Below are 13,796 nucleotides of genomic sequence, written 5' to 3'. Positions count from 1 at the left end.
CGGGTGATGACCCGCTGTGGCTCCGGGCCGGTGGGCTCGGAGCCACAGGGGGGTCGCGGTGGGGCGCGACGGGAGCGGCTCGGACCGTTGGGGGACGGGCCCGGCCGGGTCAGCCGAAGGGGATCCGGACCACCGACTGGTTGCCGGTGCCGAGGGTGCTGGTGCCGTTGCCTATGGCGTTCCAGACCTCGACGCGGACCTTGCCGTTGACCAGGTTGCCGTGGGTGCCGGTGGCCGACTTGAGGCCGCTGGTCTGGGTGTAGTGCTCGTAGCCGGGGACGGGATCGGTCGCGAAGTACACATACGTCTCCGTGCGGTCCCAGGTGCCGTCGCCCGTGCGGTCGTAACTCACCCTCACCTGCTGGCCGTTGCCGACCGTCGCGCCCGAGTCGACGAAGAGGTCGAACTGTGTCGAGCCGCCGTTGTACGTCCGGGTGATACCGCTGGAGGTGAAGACCTGCGGGTTGTGCGGTGTGCCGTCGTAGTTGGCGCCGCCCGCCGTGGCGACGGTGGCCGTCGTGGCGGAGCCGGTGGAGTCGCCGAGGCCGGCGCCCGTACGCGCGTACAGCGTCGAGGAGCCCGAGGGCGGCGGGTCGGTGGGCGGATCCGTGGGCGGTTCGCTCGGGGTCGAGCCGCCGCCCCGGGTCCAGACGCCCACATAGTCGACGAGCATGGGACGGCCGGGAACGGTCGCCGCCGTCGGCGTCGGGCCGCCGAGCGCGTCCGGGAACGCGCCGCCGATCGCCACGTTGAGCAGCAGGAAGTACCCCGCGTGGTCCGTCATATTGGCCCAGGTGCCCGCGTCGACCTGGTTCTGCCGCACGGTGTGGAAGAGTTGGTCGTCCACGTACCAGCGCAGCTCGTTCGGTGTGGTCGAGCGGTCCCACTCGAAGCGGTAGGTGTGGAAGGCGGACTGGCAACTGGCGCCGGGGCAGGCGCGGTTGGCGCCGAGGCCGGTGGTCTCGTTGCAGGGGCCACCCGGGCTCACACCGCAGTGCAGCACGCCCCAGACGGAGTTGATCCCGTTGACGTTCTCCATGATGTCGAACTCACCGGTGCCCGGCCAGTTCCAGTAGTTGCCCCGGTACGGCGAACCGAGCGCCCAGAAGGCGGGCCAGTAGCCGAGCGCCGCGGTTCCGGTCACGTTCGGCATCTGGATACGGCCCTCGATACGGAGGGTGCCGCCCGTCGGAGCCTTGAAGTCGGCGCGCCGCGTCTCGATCCGGGCCGAGGTCCAGTTGCCCCCGCCGTCCCTGAGCGGGGTGATACGGAGATTGCCGTTGCCGTCGAGGCTCAGATTGTCGGGGTTCGCGGTGTAGTTCTGGATCTCGCCGGTGCCCCAGTTGCCGGGCCCGCCGGGGTAGCCGTGGCCCGTGTCGATCTGCCAGTCGGCGGCGGAGGGCAGGCTGCCGCCCGCGCCGTTGAAGTCGTCGCTCCATTGGAGGTTCCAGCCGGGAGCGGGCGGAATGGCGCCCTGCGCGCTGCCCGCGCCCGTCAGTCCGACGAAACCCGCGAGCGCGACGGTCAGGGCCATGGCCGCGGCGAGGAGGGGGGTACGGGAGCTGCCGGAGATACGCGGACGGACGGCGGCGGCCGTAGGCCGGGTACGGCCTCCGACGGAACGGATGGAGCGGATGGAACGGATCGTTCTGCTGATGCGGCTCGTTCTCAAGGAAACACCTCCGGTGAGGATGGTGCCGAGGGAGATCTGAGAGCGCTCTCAGTACGTCTTGTATGACCTGCCGGGGGAGTCGTCAATGGCTGCGACTCGTCCATTTCTTGAAGGAATCGGCTTCTTGCCTTGACGTCGGCGTCAGGGATTACCGTCGAGGACATGCGAATCGGTGAGCTGGCGGAGCGGGCCGGGACCACCGCCCGGACTCTGCGGTACTACGAGTCCCGCGGGCTCCTGCCCGCACGGCGCGCGGTGAACGGGTACCGCGTGTACGACGAGAGCGATCTGCGGCTCCTCCGGCAGATCCGGACCCTTCAGGACTTCGGGTTCGGCCTTGAGGAGACACGGCCGTTCGTCGAGTGTCTGCGTGCCGGGCACCCGGCCGGGGACGTGTGCCCCGCCTCGCTCGCCGTGTACCGGCGCAAGCTCATGGAACTGGACGGTCTGATCGACGAGCTCCGGTCGGTGCGGGTCCAGGTCGGGGCGCAGCTCGACCGGGCGGAGGCCGTACGGGCCGGTCTCGCGGCCGGCGCGGAGATGCCCGGCGGCCCCGAGCCGCGGTGCGAACTGACGGGACAGGGGCTCACCCATGTCACTCACGAAGGGGACGAGAAATGATCAACGCGGCGGATATTGAGACAGCGGGTATCCAGAGAGCGGGTATCCAGGCGTCGGGGGCCAAGGCGTCGGGTACCCGAGCGTCGGAGGCCAAGGCGTCGGGCGCCAGGGCGGCGGGCGTGGAATCCGTGACGGACGCCGACTTCGACGACGAAGTGCTGAAGTCCGGCCTGCCGGTCCTGGTGGAGTTCACCGCCGACTGGTGCCCGCCGTGCCGGCAACTCGCACCGGTCCTGAGCGCCGTGGCCGAGGAGGAGGCCGGCCGTATCAAGGTCGTACAGCTCGATGTGGACACCGATCCGCGGACGGCCGCGCGGTACGGCGTGCTCGCCCTGCCGACACTCATGGTGTTCCGCGCGGGAGAGCCGGTGGCGTCGATGGTCGGCGCCCGTGCGAAGCGCAAGCTCTTGCAGGAACTGGCCGACGTGCTCTGACGTGCCCTGTCACAAAAATGCCCCGGTCCGAATTGACGGCCGGGGTATTCGTCTGCGTATATTGAGTGTTTCCGTGTCCTGATTTCGTTGAGGATACGGGCTACTCACTGGAATGCAGCGTATCGGACAGGGGTCGAATTGTCAACCAGGGAATCCAGCGACGAATTGCGGAATGAGCAGCAATTCATCTCTGTCCTCTATGAGCGTCTCGACGCCCTCAGGGAGCAGGCCGAGACCGCCGTGGAGACGTCGATCGGCCAGGTCACCACCGTGCGGCAGGGCCGGGTGGAGCGGGACATCAGCGTCGCGGAACAGTCCCACCGGCTCTCCTCGCTGAATGCCGTCGAGACGGGACTCTGTTTCGGGCGGATCGATCTCCGGGAGGAGAGCGATCCGCAGGAAGACACCGATACCACCACCGCTATGGCCGGCACCGGCACCGGCACCGGCGCCACCCATCACATCGGGCGTATCGGAATGCGCGCCGACGACGAGGAGCACACCCCCCTGCTGATCGACTGGCGGGCTCCCGTCGCACGCCCCTTCTATCTCGCCACCGGCTATTCCCCCATGGGTCTGCGCCGGCGCCGGCACATCACCACCCAGGGGCGCCTGGTCACCGCGCTGCACGACGAGATCATGGATCTCACCGACACCACCCGCACCGGATACGAGGACCCGGACGGCGACGCCGTACTGCTCTCCGCGCTCAACTCCGCGCGTACGGGCCGGATGAGCGACATCGTCCAGACCATCCAGGCCGAGCAGGACCGCATCATCCGCGCACCGCACCGCGGCGTACTGGTCGTCGAGGGCGGTCCGGGCACCGGCAAGACCGCGGTCGCGCTCCACCGGGCGGCGTATCTGCTCTACGCGCACCGGGAGCGGCTCGCCCGCCGCGCCGTGCTGATCGTCGGCCCCAACCCCGCCTTCCTGGGCTATATCGGCGAGGTGCTGCCCTCGCTCGGTGAGACCGGGGTACTGCTGTCCACCATCGGCGAGCTGTTCCCCGGTGTACGGGCCACCGGTACGGACACCCCGGCGGCGGCCGAGATCAAGGGGCGGGCGGCGCTGGCCGAGGCGCTGGCCGGTGTCGTACGCGACCGGCAGACCGTGCCCCACCGTGCCACCGAGATCGCCCACGAGGGGTACGGGACGCTCCTCCTCGACCGCGCGATGGCGGAGGACGCCCGCTGGCACGCCCGGGAGACCGGCCTTCCGCACAATCTGGCCCGTCCGCACTTCGCGTTCCATGTCATCGACGCCCTGACCGCCCAGCTCGCGGAGCGGATCGGCGCCGATCCCCTCGACGGCGGCAATCTCCTCGGCGCCGACGACATCGCCCAGCTCGGCAAGGAGATCGCCACCAGCCGTGAGGTGCACGCGGCGATCGAGGAACTCTGGCCGCTCCTCACCCCGCAGCGGCTGATCGCGGACTTCCTCGCCGCCCCCACCCGGCTGCCGGACGGCGACGCCGAGCTGATCCGCAGGCCCGGGGGCAGGACCGACGGCCCCTGGACCCCGGCCGATGTACCGCTGCTGGACGAGGCCGCCGAACTGCTCGGCGAGGACGACAGCGCCGCCCGCGCCGCCGCGGAGGCCGAGCGCCAGGACCGGATCGCGTACGCGCAGGGCGTCCTCGATCTCTCGGAGGGCTCGAAGACCTACGAGTTCGAGGACCAGGAGTCCGAGGTGCTCGCCGCGCACGACATCATCGACGCCGAGCGGTTCGCGGACCGCCAGGAGGAGGCCGACACCCGCAGCACCGCGGAACGGGCCGCCGCCGACCGCACCTGGGCCTTCGGCCATATCGTCGTGGACGAGGCCCAGGAACTCTCCGCCATGGCCTGGCGGTTGCTGATGCGCCGCTGCCCGACCCGCTCCATGACCCTGGTCGGCGACCCCGCCCAGACCGGGGACGCGGCGGGCTGCGACTCCTGGCGGCAGATCCTCGCGCCGTATGTGGGCGACCGCTGGAGACTGGCGAAGCTCGGCGTCAACTACCGCACCCCCGTGGAGATCATGGAGGTCGCGGCGGAGGTACGGCGGACGGCGGACCCGCTCTTCGAGCCCCCGAAGTCGGTACGTTCGACGGGCCGCGCCCCGCTCGTACGTACCGTGGAACCGGCGGCCCTGGTCCGTACGGCCGCCGCGCTGACGGCCGCACCGGAGCTGGCGCACCCGGACGAGGGCCGTCTCGCGGTGCTCGCCCCCGCCACCCTGCTCCCCGCGCTGGCGGCCGAACTCCCGGGCGCCTCCTGGGGATCCGCGCCCGATCTCACCCGGCCGGTGGTTCTGCTCAGCGCCCGCCAGGCGAAGGGCCTCGAATTCGACACCGTGATCGTCGTCGACCCGGACGGCATCCTGAAGGCCTCACCGCGTGGTGCCAACGATCTGTACGTGGCACTGACCCGGGCGACCCAGCGGCTGGGGATCGTACGCACCTGACGGGGGACCGTACGCACCTGATCCGCCGCGCCGCCCGGTCCATCCGGGCCGCCCCCACCGGAACTACCCGGTGCCGCCCCCGCCGGAGCCCCCGCCTGAACCGCCCGGTGCTCGCCCCCGCCGGAACCGCTCCGGCGGGGGGCGGAGGGCATGCCACCCGGGGGGGCGGGGGGCACGCCACCGCGTCACCGTCACACAGGCCGCAGCCAGACCGTCGCCAGCGGGGGCAGTGTGAGCTGGATACTGGCCGGGCGCCCGTGCGCGGTCACCGACTCCGGCTTCACCGGCTCCGGGTTGAGCACATCGCTGCCGCCGTAACGCGCCGCGTCCGTGTTGAGGACCTCGGTCCAGGCCGTGAACTCCTCGGGCACACCGAGCCGGTACTGATGGCGCACCACCGGTGAGAAGTGCGAGACCGCCAGCAGCGGCGAGACGTCCGCGTCGAAGCGGAGGAAGGCGAAGACATTGTCGTCGGCCGCGCCCCCGTCCACCCACGAGAAGCCCTCGGGCACGGTGTCGCGCTGCCAGAGCGCGGGGGTCGCGCCGTACACCCTGTTGAGATCGCGCACCAGATCGCGCACGCCCCGGTGGTCGGCCTCCGCCTCGTACGACGGGTCGAGCAGCCACCAGTCCGGGCCATGGCTCTCCGACCACTCCGCGCCCTGGGCGAACTCCTGCCCCATGAAGAGCAGTTGCTTGCCGGGATGGGCCCACATGAAGCCCAGATAGGCGCGTTCGTCCGCGCGCTGCCGCCACCAGTCGCCGGGCATCTTGGAGACCAGTGAACGCTTGCCGTGCACGACCTCGTCGTGCGAGATCGGCAGGACGTAGTTCTCGCTGTACGCGTACACCATGGAGAAGGTCATCTCGCCGTGGTGGTACTTACGGTGGATGGGTTCCTTGGACACATAGTCCAGCGAGTCGTGCATCCAGCCCATGTTCCATTTCAGCCCGAAGCCGAGACCGCCGAAGCCGTCGGGGCCCGTCTCGTGGGTGGCGCGGGTGACACCGTTCCAGGCGGTGGACTCCTCGGCGATGGTCACCACACCGGGGCAGCGGCGGTAGACGGTGGCGTTCATCTCCTGGAGGAAGGCCACGGCGTCCAGATTCTCCCGCCCGCCGCGCTCGTTCGGGGACCACTGGCCCTCCTCGCGCGAGTAGTCGAGGTAGAGCATCGAGGCCACCGCGTCGACGCGCAGTCCGTCGACATGGAACTCCTCGCACCAGTACACGGCGTTGGCGACCAGGAAGTTACGGACCTCCGTGCGGCCGTAGTCGAACTCCAGCGTTCCCCAGTCGGGGTGCTCGGCCCGGCGCGGGTCCGGGTGCTCGTACAGCGGCGGGCCGTCGAACCGGGCCAGTGCCCAGTCGTCCTTGGGGAAGTGGGCCGGCACCCAGTCGACGATCACCCCGATGCCCGCGCGGTGGAGGGCGTCGACGAGATACCGGAAGTCGTCCGGGGTGCCCATACGGGACGTCGGCGCGTAGAAGCCGGTGACCTGATACCCCCAGGAGCCGCCGAAGGGATGCTCGGCGACGGGCATCAGCTCGACATGGGTGAAGCCGAGGTCCTTGACATAGGCGGGGAGCTGCGCGGCGAGCTGACGGTACGTCAGACCAGGTCGCCAGGAAGCGAGATGGACCTCGTAGACGGAGAACGGCGCCTCGTGCACCGGGCGGTCGGCGCGGTGCGCGAGCCACTCCTCGTCGCGCCACACATGGTGCGACTCGGTGACGACGGAGGCGGTCGCGGGCGGCACCTCCGTACGCCGTGCCATCGGGTCGGCGCGCACCGTGTGGGAACCGTCGGGCCGTGTGATGTCGAACTTGTAGAGCGCGCCCTCGCCGATCCCCGGCACGAACAGCTCCCACACCCCGCTGGAGCCGAGCGAGCGCATCGGCAGAGCCGTCCCGTCCCAGTAGTTGAAGTCACCGGAGACCCGTACGCCCCGGGCATTGGGCGCCCAGACGGTGAAGCGGGTGCCGGTCACGCCCTGGTGGACCATCGGCCGGGCGCCGAGCGCCCGCCACAGCTCCTCGTGCCTGCCCTCGCCGATCAGATGCAGATCGAGCTCGCCGAGGGCGGGCAGGAAGCGGTACGGGTCCCGCACCTCCAGCTCGTCGAGCTGTTCCGTGGCCTCGCTGTACCGGACGAGCAGGAGGTACTCCGGGACGGTCCGCAGGGGCAGGACCCCGGAGAAGAAGCCGTCGCCGTCGTCGTTCAGCCGGGCCCGTACGGCCGGCTCCTCGGTGACGACGGTCACAGCACGGGCGTAGGGCCGCAGCGTCCGGAAGAACACACCGTCCTTCACGGGATGCGCGCCCAGCAGCGCGTGCGGATCGTGGTGCGCGCCGCTGAGCAGCCGCTGCCGGTCGTCCTCGGCCAGGACCGGCGCGGCCCGCACCCCGCGCCCGCCCGGGTCCTCGCGCGGCGCGTCCTTGCGCGGCGGGTGCTCAATCGGCGCGTCCTCACGCGGCGTGTCCTCGCGGGTCCGGGGCGCGGAGGCGGCGCCGGAGTCCTGCGGGCGCGTGCGCCGCGCGGGCTTCTTCCCCGCGGGCTTCTTCCCCTGCGCGGGCTCCGGCTTCTCCTGCGCCCGCTTCGGCTTCCCCGATGCGGGTTCCGGCTTCCCCGATGTGGGCTCCGGATTCCCCGGCGCGGACTTCTTCCCCGTTCCGGCCGGAGCGGGGACGGAGGTGGTGGGGAGCCTGGGCTCCGAAGGACGGTCGGACGGCGTGCGGGCGGTCACGGGGGCTGCCTCCTCGGCGGGACTGCGCTGTGCGGACGGTGAGTAGGGGCGGGTCGGGGGCGGGCGGGGGTCCGGTCCGTGGTGGCGTTACGTTCCTTCCCGGTCCTGTCCGGCCGGAACGGGACCTGGCCGCACCGGGCCGCCGGGTCAGGCGTCCTCCGCCAGCCGGCGGATCGCCGCCATGGGCACCGGAAGCCAGTCGGGACGGTGCCTGGCCTCGTACAGCACCTCGTAGACCGCCTTGTCCGTCTCGTACGCGCGCAGCAGCTCCGGCTCGGCGCGCGGATCGGTGCCCGCCGCCAGCGCGTAGCCCTCGCAGTACGCCGCCCGGCAGCGCGCCGCCCAGTCCGGGCGCCACGGTTCATGGGAGCGGGCCGCGTAGTCGAAGGAACGGAGCATGCCCGCGACATCGCGGACCGGCGGCTGCGGACGGCGGCGCTCGGCGAGCGGACGGGCCGGCTCGCCCTCGAAGTCGATGACCGACCACCGTCCGTCCGGTGTCCGCAGGGTCTGTCCGAGATGCAGATCGCCGTGGACGCGCTGCGCGGGTCTGCCACGCGCCGCCTCGTCCAGCCCGGCGAGCGCGTCGAACGCGGTGCGCAGCCCCGGTACGTACGGCATCAGCACCGGCACCGCCTGCGCCGCCGCCTCCAGGCGCTCGGCCATTCCCTCCGCGAGCTGCGCGGTCTGCCGGCGTCCCAGGGTGACCGTCGGCAGCGCGGCGGCGAGCGCGATGTGCACCTCGGCGGTGGCCTGCCCCAGCGCACGCGCCTCCTTGGTGAAGTCACGGCCCCGGGCCAGCGCGGCGAGCGCGAGCTGCCAGCCGTCCTGGGAGCCGCGCAGATAGGGCTGGAGCACCCCGAGGGTGAGGGAGTCACCGCTGCCCGAGGGGTCGGCCGCCTCGAACCAGGCCACGGGCGCGGGCACCCGCTCGCACCCCTCGGCGGCCAGCGCGAGCGGCAGCTCCAGATCGGGATGGGGCCCGGGGAAGACCCGCCGCAGGATCTTGAGGATGTAGGCGTCCCCATACACCAGGGACGAGTTCGACTGCTCGGCGTCGAGCAGCCGGCCGGTCAGCCCGGTGGGGACCGTGCCCGCGTGGTCGAACCGCAGCGGTCCCAGCGCGCCCGACGCGCGCAGCCGCTCCAGCAGCAGCTCGGCCAGGCGCGGATCGTGCAGTCCCTCGTAGACGGTACGGCCGGCCAGCGGACCCTGGGTGGCATGGCCGATCAGCGCGGACGCCAGGGCCGGCGGCAGCGCCTTCCGTACCCCGAGCAGCAGCTGGTAGCAGTCGCCGCCGGAGACGGTGGCGGAGGTGGCGGCCGAGGAAGGGACCCCGGAGGGGGTGGACGAGGGAATCGATGGCGACGGCCCCGAGGCGCTCCGCTGTTCGACCCGTACGAGCAGATGCAGCAGCCCCGGACCCCCCGCGTTCATCGGCAGCAGCTCGGTGGCCGACACCGGCACGAAGCCGGTGACCGGCCGGCCCTTGCCCGCGAACCAGCGCTGGCGGGGCAGCCAGTCATGGAGCAACGGCGCGAGCGAGCCGACCAGCGCCCTCGCGTCGGCGGGCGACAGAGCGGGCGACACGGCTGGTGAGGCAGCGGGCGAGGCGGTGACGAGGCACGGGGTAGTCCGGGTGGATGCAGCCTTCGACATGGCATCGCGTCCTTTCCCCGGGCACACCACAGGATGCGCAGAGTGTCCCGGATTGCGGCAATGGCTGTCCGGCTGTGCGGGACGTGTCGGGTGAGGATGATCCGTACGGGCTCGGTTCTGTTCGCGCGGGGTGCGCACAAAGTCCGTACTGAGTCCGTAGTGGGTCGGTGCGGAGATCGTTTCCGTATGAACTCTGTACGGATTCGATCAAACGGAATGTGCTGGATGTGGTGGAGCGTGCCCCGTGCGGGGCGGCGGAAACCGCCTCGCACGGGACCGGGGCCGTCGCCGCGTTACGCGGGGACGCCGGGCATGCCGTCTTTCCTCAGCCGGAACCAGTAGAAACCGTGGCCCGCGAGCGTCAGCAGATAGGGCCACTCACCGATGGCGGGAAAGCGCACCCCGCCGATCAGCTCCACCGGATGACGCCCGCTGAACTGCCGCAGATCCAGCTCGGTGGGCTGTGCGAAACGTGAGAAGTTGTGCACGCAGAGCACCAGGTCGTCGCCGTTGCCCTGGGGGGAGGGCGCCTCGCGCAGAAAGGCGAGCACCGCGGGGTTGGAGGACGGCAGCTCGGTGTAGGAGCCGAGCCCGAAGGCCGGATTCTGCTTACGGATCTCGATCATCCGCCGGGTCCAGTGCAGCAGCGAGGACGGCGAGGCCATCGCCGCCTCCACATTGGTCACCTGGTAGCCGTAGACCGGGTCCATGATCGTCGGCAGATAGAGCCGGCCGGGGTCGCTGGACGAGAAGCCCGCGTTCCGGTCGGGGGTCCACTGCATCGGGGTGCGCACGGCGTCCCGGTCGCCGAGCCAGATGTTGTCGCCCATCCCGATCTCGTCCCCGTAGTAGAGGATCGGGGAGCCAGGCAGCGACAGCAGCAGCGCGGTGAACAGCTCGATCTGGTTGCGGTCGTTGTCCAGCAGCGGGGCGAGCCGGCGGCGGATGCCGATGTTGGCCCGCATCCGCGGATCCTTGGCGTACTCCGCGTACATGTAGTCGCGCTCTTCGTCCGTGACCATTTCGAGGGTCAGCTCGTCATGGTTGCGCAGGAAGATGCCCCACTGGCAGTTGGTCGGGATGGCCGGGGTCTTCGCCAGGATCTCCGAGACCGGGTAGCGGGACTCGCGCCGTACGGCCATGAAGATCCGCGGCATCACGGGGAAGTGGAACGCCATATGGCATTCGTCGCCGCCCTTGGCGTAGTCGCCGAAGTAGTCGACGACGTCCTCCGGCCACTGGTTGGCCTCGGCGAGGATCACCGTGTCCGGGTAGTTGGCGTCGATCTCCGCGCGGACCCGCCTGAGGAACTCATGGGTGGCCGGGAGGTTCTCGCAGTTGGTGTTCTCCTGCTGGTACAGATACGGCACGGCGTCCAGCCGGAAGCCGTCGATGCCCAGGTCCAGCCAGAAGCGCAGCGCGGAGATGATCTCCTCCTGCACCGCCGGGTTCTCGTAGTTGAGATCGGGCTGGTGGGAGAAGAAGCGGTGCCAGTAGTACTGCTTGCGCACCGGGTCGAAGGTCCAGTTCGACGTCTCGGTGTCGACGAAGATGACCCGGGCGTCCTGGAACTGCTTGTCGTCGTCGGCCCAGACGTAGTAGTCGCCGTACGGGCCTTCGGGGTCCTTGCGGGACTCCTGGAACCATTCGTGCTGATCGCTCGTGTGGTTCATGACGAAGTCGATGATCACGCGCATACCGCGCTGGTGCGCGGCGTCGACGAACTCCACGAAGTCGGCGAGATCGCCGAACTCGGGAAGCACCGCCGTGTAGTCGGACACGTCGTAGCCGCCGTCGCGCAGGGGCGACTTGAAGAACGGCGGCAGCCAGAGACAGTCGACCCCGAGCCACTGGAGATAGTCCAGCTTGGCCGTGATGCCCTTGAGGTCTCCGATGCCGTCGCCGTTGCTGTCCTGGAACGAACGCACCAGGACCTCGTAGAAGACGGCACGCTTGAACCAGTCGGGATCGCGGTCCTTGGCCGGGGTGTCCTCGAACGTGTCGTGGACGGGCTCATTGACGATCATGATGTGGGTGACCCTCCGATCGGCGGGGACGGTCGCAGCACCACGATGTGCGCGGGCGTGACGCCCGGCTCCAGACGCACATAGTTGGAGCTGCCCCAGTGATAGGTCTCGCCGGTGAGCTCGTCGCGCACCGGAACGGTCTCGTGCGGTTCAAGGCCGAGCCGTTCCATGTCCAACGAGACCGTCGCCTCCTGGGTGTGGTGAGGGTCGAGGTTGACGACCACCAGAACGATGTCCGTGCCCGCCCGCTTGCTGTACGCGATGACCGCGTCATTGTCGGCGTGGTGGAAATGGATGTCGCGCAGTTGCTGAAGAGCGGGATGCCGTCGTCTGATCCGGTTGAGCAGGGTGATCAGCGGGGCGATGGTGCGGCCCTCACGCTCGGCCGCTTCCCAGTCCCGTGGTCTCAGCTCGTACTTCTCGGAGTCAAGGTACTCCTCGCTGCCCGGCTTCGCGGGGGTGTTCTCGCAGAGTTCGTACCCCGCGTAGACACCCCAGGAAGGCGCCATCGTCGCCGCGAGCACGGCCCGTACCTCGAAGGCGGGCCTGCCCCCCTGCTGAAGATAGGCGTGCAGGATGTCAGGCGTGTTGACGAAGAAATTCGGCCGCATGTACGCGGCGGTCGCGGTGGACAGCTCGACCAGGTAGTCGGTCAGCTCCTGCTTGCCGTTGCGCCAGGTGAAATACGTGTACGACTGCTGGAAGCCGACCGCGCCGAGCGTACGCATCATGGCGGGCCGGGTGAACGCCTCGGCCAGGAAGATCACATCGGGGTCGGTGCGGTTGATGTTGCCGATGACCTTCTCCCAGAAGACCACCGGCTTGGTGTGGGGATTGTCGACCCGGAAGATCCGGACCCCGTGGGCCATCCAGTAGCGCAGCACACGGGTGGTCTCCCGGACCAGCCCGCGCAGATCGGTGTCGAAGGCGATCGGATAGATGTCCTGGTACTTCTTCGGTGGGTTCTCGGCGTACGCGATCGAGCCGTCGGCGCGGTGGTGGAACCACTCGGGGTGCTTGGTGACCCAGGGATGGTCGGGGGAGCACTGGAGCGCGAAGTCGAGGGCGATCTCCATCCGCAGGGTGCGGGCCGTCTCCACGAAGTGGTCGAAGTCCTCGATCGTGCCCAGATCGGGGTGGATCGCGTCATGACCGCCGTCGGGCGAACCGATCGCCCAGGGCACACCGACATCGTCGGGGCCGGGCTCCAGGGAGTTGTTGCGGCCCTTGCGGAAGGTGGTGCCGATGGGGTGGACCGGCGGCAGATAGACGACGTCGAACCCCATCGCGGCGACCGCGGGCAGCCGCTCGGCGGCCGTTCTGAACGTACCGCTGACGGGCGGCTCGCCCTTCTTGACGACCGCGCCCTCGGAGCGCGGGAACAGCTCGTACCAGGAGCCGTACAGCGCGCGCCTGCGCTCGACCAGCAGGGGCGCGGGGCGCGAGGCGGTGACCAGATCGCGCAGCGGATGCCGGGCGAGCGCGGCGTCCGCCGCCGGGGAGAGCGCGGCGGCCAGCCGGTCCCCGGCGGACAGCGACCCGTCGCGCAGGGCGTCGACGGCGGCCAGCACGGCCTCCCGGCCGTCGCGCTTCGGCACGCCGGCGGCGGCCCGTTCGTACAGCTCCGCGCCCTCGGCGAGGACCAGGGCGATGTCGTGCTCGTCGGTGGCCGCGGGGATCTTGATCCCGGCGGCGTGGCGCCAGGTGGCGACGGGGTCGCTCCACGCCTCGACGGTGTAGGTCCAGCGGCCTTCCTCGGTGGGGGTGACCTCGGCGCCCCAGCGGTCGGTGCCGGGGGCGAGTTCACGCATCGGGGTCCAGGGGCCGGGGCGGCCACCGGGGTCCATGAGGACGACATTGGCCGCGACCGCGTCATGGCCCTCGCGGAAGACGGTCGCGGTGACCTGGAAGGACTCACCGCTCACCGCCTTCGCGGGGCGTCTGCCGCAGTCGACGAGCGGTTGTACGTCCAGGACGGGAATGCGACCAATCAGCGGTTTCACTGGATCACCTGAGGGCTGTGCGGGCTTGACAGGCAGGGCGGGTGGGGCGGGTCGGCCGGACGCGGTGGACGGAGCGGGCCCGGCCGTTCGACCGGATGGACCGGACGCGTCGGGCTGAGCCGGCTCCGTACCTTTGCCGGTTCTTGATGTTTCGGATGCTCTTTGTAGCTGCTCGGTAGACGACT

General features: G+C 70.3%; 8 protein-coding genes. 3 read left to right on the top strand and 5 right to left on the bottom strand.

Annotated features, from left to right (window positions below; all coding sequences use genetic code 11):
• Positions 1-109 precede the first annotated feature (109 nt).
• Entirely contained in the window at positions 110-1,534 is a 1,425-nt protein-coding gene (locus OG214_RS11885; protein ID WP_363084114.1) for a glycoside hydrolase family 16 protein, read from the bottom strand.
• Positions 1,535-1,834: 300 nt separating this feature from the next.
• On the opposite strand from OG214_RS11885, the gene OG214_RS11880 reads away from it, so the two are divergent.
• From OG214_RS11880 to OG214_RS11870, 3 genes are all read left to right on the top strand, one after another.
• Positions 1,835-2,293, top strand: coding sequence for a MerR family transcriptional regulator (locus tag OG214_RS11880; RefSeq protein WP_363084112.1), 459 nt, complete (start codon positions 1,835-1,837; stop codon positions 2,291-2,293).
• Between the two features lie 119 nt (positions 2,294-2,412).
• A complete protein-coding gene (gene trxA, locus OG214_RS11875; RefSeq protein ID WP_405987481.1) occupies positions 2,413-2,727 on the top strand; it encodes a thioredoxin in 315 nt (104 codons plus the stop codon).
• Positions 2,728-2,865: 138 nt separating this feature from the next.
• A complete protein-coding gene (locus OG214_RS11870) occupies positions 2,866-5,175 on the top strand; it encodes a HelD family protein (protein ID WP_405984710.1) in 2,310 nt (769 codons plus the stop codon).
• A gap of 191 nt (positions 5,176-5,366) precedes the next feature.
• Here OG214_RS11870 and glgB read toward each other — a convergent pair whose 3' ends face one another.
• The 4 genes from glgB to OG214_RS11850 form a co-directional block, all read right to left on the bottom strand.
• The gene (glgB, locus tag OG214_RS11865) at positions 5,367-7,634 is read right to left on the bottom strand and encodes a 1,4-alpha-glucan branching enzyme (protein ID WP_405987480.1); all 2,268 of its coding nucleotides are present in this window, start codon (positions 7,632-7,634) and stop codon (positions 5,367-5,369) included.
• Between the two features lie 435 nt (positions 7,635-8,069).
• Positions 8,070-9,581, bottom strand: a complete 1,512-nt coding sequence (locus OG214_RS11860; protein WP_382858297.1) for a maltokinase N-terminal cap-like domain-containing protein — start codon at positions 9,579-9,581, stop codon at positions 8,070-8,072.
• Positions 9,582-9,874: 293 nt separating this feature from the next.
• On the bottom strand, positions 9,875-11,608 hold the full coding sequence (gene treS, locus OG214_RS11855) for a maltose alpha-D-glucosyltransferase (RefSeq protein ID WP_363083037.1): 1,734 nt from the start codon (positions 11,606-11,608) through the stop codon (positions 9,875-9,877).
• Complete coding sequence (locus OG214_RS11850) at positions 11,605-13,602, bottom strand: alpha-1,4-glucan--maltose-1-phosphate maltosyltransferase (RefSeq protein ID WP_363083041.1); 1,998 nt, start codon at positions 13,600-13,602, stop codon at positions 11,605-11,607. The genes treS and OG214_RS11850 overlap by 4 nt, the downstream gene beginning before the upstream one ends.
• Between the last annotated feature and the right edge of the window lie 194 nt (positions 13,603-13,796).

Source organism: Streptomyces sp. NBC_00872, from assembly GCF_045161915.1.
In the GTDB taxonomy this organism is placed as follows: domain Bacteria; phylum Actinomycetota; class Actinomycetes; order Streptomycetales; family Streptomycetaceae; genus Streptomyces.
The sequence above is the reverse complement of the archived record's forward strand: the minus strand, read 5'-3'. Positions and strand labels throughout refer to the sequence as shown.

What these genes read in the sequence shown, in the direction of transcription:
- treS (WP_363083037.1), bottom strand. Translation starts at nt 11,608, where the DNA reads ATGATCGTCAATGAGCCCGTCCACGACACGTTCGAGGACACCCCGGCC.
- OG214_RS11860 (WP_382858297.1), bottom strand. Translation starts at nt 9,581, where the DNA reads ATGTCGAAGGCTGCATCCACCCGGACTACCCCGTGCCTCGTCACCGCC.
- OG214_RS11880 (WP_363084112.1), top strand. Translation starts at nt 1,835, where the DNA reads ATGCGAATCGGTGAGCTGGCGGAGCGGGCCGGGACCACCGCCCGGACT.
- OG214_RS11885 (WP_363084114.1), bottom strand. Translation starts at nt 1,534, where the DNA reads ATGGCCCTGACCGTCGCGCTCGCGGGTTTCGTCGGACTGACGGGCGCG.